The organism is Acidithiobacillus sp. (assembly GCF_027322205.1).
GTDB lineage: Bacteria > Pseudomonadota > Gammaproteobacteria > Acidithiobacillales > Acidithiobacillaceae > Acidithiobacillus.
This window is the reverse complement of record NZ_DAHVHY010000144.1, coordinates 1-1,606: the sequence shown is the minus strand read 5'-3', so window position 1 is coordinate 1,606 and position 1,606 is coordinate 1. Positions and strand designations below refer to the sequence as shown.

General features: G+C 56.8%; 2 protein-coding genes. Both read left to right on the top strand.

Features of this window, described 5'->3' with window-relative positions; genetic code table 11:
• The first annotated feature begins 112 nt into the window (after positions 1–112).
• Positions 113–1,192 (top strand): site-specific integrase, encoded by a 1,080-nt coding sequence (locus tag M7F93_RS11850; protein WP_298173809.1) that lies wholly within the window; start codon positions 113–115, stop codon positions 1,190–1,192.
• Positions 1,193–1,207: 15 nt separating this feature from the next.
• On the top strand, positions 1,208–1,462 hold the full coding sequence (locus M7F93_RS11845; protein ID WP_298173806.1) for a hypothetical protein: 255 nt from the start codon (positions 1,208–1,210) through the stop codon (positions 1,460–1,462).
• The last annotated feature ends 144 nt before the right edge of the window (positions 1,463–1,606 follow it).

Sequence of the window (1,606 nt, the reverse complement as noted above, 5' to 3'; positions counted from 1 at the left end):
CAATAAAATCAACATTATTCCCACGATTCACGGCAAATTTTTTTGGTCAATTGAATTTACGCTGCAAATATGCTGCACTGAGACTTCGGATTCATTGCAGCGAGAGTGCAGCATGGCAACCATAAATTCACGGGAAGACCAAGACGGCATCACGATTGGCTGGCAGGCCATCGTTCGAAAAAAAGGGCATCCCAGCCAGACAAAGACCTTCCGGGCGAAACGCGATGCCGAAGTCTGGGCGCGAACCATCGAATCGGAAATGGATAGGGGCGTCTGGCGGGATCGAAGCCGTGCAGAGGCCACGAGCGTCGCCGACCTGCTGGATCGCTATGCACGGGAGATACTGCCTGAAAAAAAGAGCAGACAGGGGCCAAGTTCCGTCATCCGTATCCTGACCGCATCCGAGCTCGGTAAATTGTCGTTGGCGGCCTTGTCGCCGGAAAAACTGGCGCTGTATCGGGACAGACGGATCAAGTCCGTCAGCAAAAAAACGGGCCGCACACTGACCAGTCAGACGGTACGACATGAAATTGCCCTCCTCTCCCGCGTCATTACTCATGCTATAAAAGAATGGGGAATCCCACTCGCACATGGAAATCCGTGCCTGCAAATCAAAATGCCGGCACAATCTGGTGCGCGGGATCGCCGTCTAGTGGATAACGAAGAGGAAAAGCTGTTGTCCGCATGCGGCGATGCCCGCAACCCGTGGCTACGCCCCGTAGTCGTCTTCGCCATCGAAACGGCCATGCGGGCGGGAGAAATTCTGGAAAGTTACGGTACGGCGGATACGGAAACAAGAATCCGCCCCCAAAAAACGCCGGGCCTGCAATGGTCAGACGTGGATCTGAAAAAGCGCACTGCGCACCTGCCCAAGACCAAGAACGGCGATGCACGCACAGTGCCCCTCTCCAGTCGCGCGGTGGCGACGTTGGAAGCCTTGCCGCGCAATCTGGACGGGCGCGTGTTCGGGGTTACTTACGAGGGGATACATCAATCCTATGTACGCGCCTGCCGCCGTGCCGGTATCACCGGGCTGACCTTTCACGACCTCCGCCACGAGGCCACCAGTCGACTTTTTGAGAAGGGCCTCAACCCGATGCAGGTGGCGGCCATCACTGGGCACAAGACCTTGCAAATGCTGAAGCGTTATACTCATTTACGGGCGGAAGACCTGGCAAAGCTGCTGGGGTGACGTAATGGACAATCCGTGGAAGTCGTTCGCAAGATACTGGAAAAAGCCGTAGCACCGGGTATCGACGCGTTGCGCGTGGATATGAAAGACGCGCAGTCCCGCATGGATCGGCTTGAGAGCGCCGTAGCCAGGCTTGACGTGCGCATGGGCAGTGTCAACAGTAATCTGGCGGCCATCAGCACAAGTCTTGCACAGCTCGCGGCGGCCATTGCCATCAGTTCGACGGCGCGATATGGTGGCAACGACGACAAACGGTCGGCGGTTGGCTGAGTCGCTCAATGAGCATGACCACGGCGGACTTGTGGCCTTGGGCATCGCCGTGCCGTGCTACAAGGCGCAAGGGGGGTAATAGGGGTGATCATGCGTAAAAAACTTATGCCGTTTGCCGCATTCATGATGCTGGCCTCCGGTTCC

What these genes read in the sequence shown, in the direction of transcription:
- M7F93_RS11850 (WP_298173809.1), top strand. Translation starts at nt 113, where the DNA reads ATGGCAACCATAAATTCACGGGAAGACCAAGACGGCATCACGATTGGC.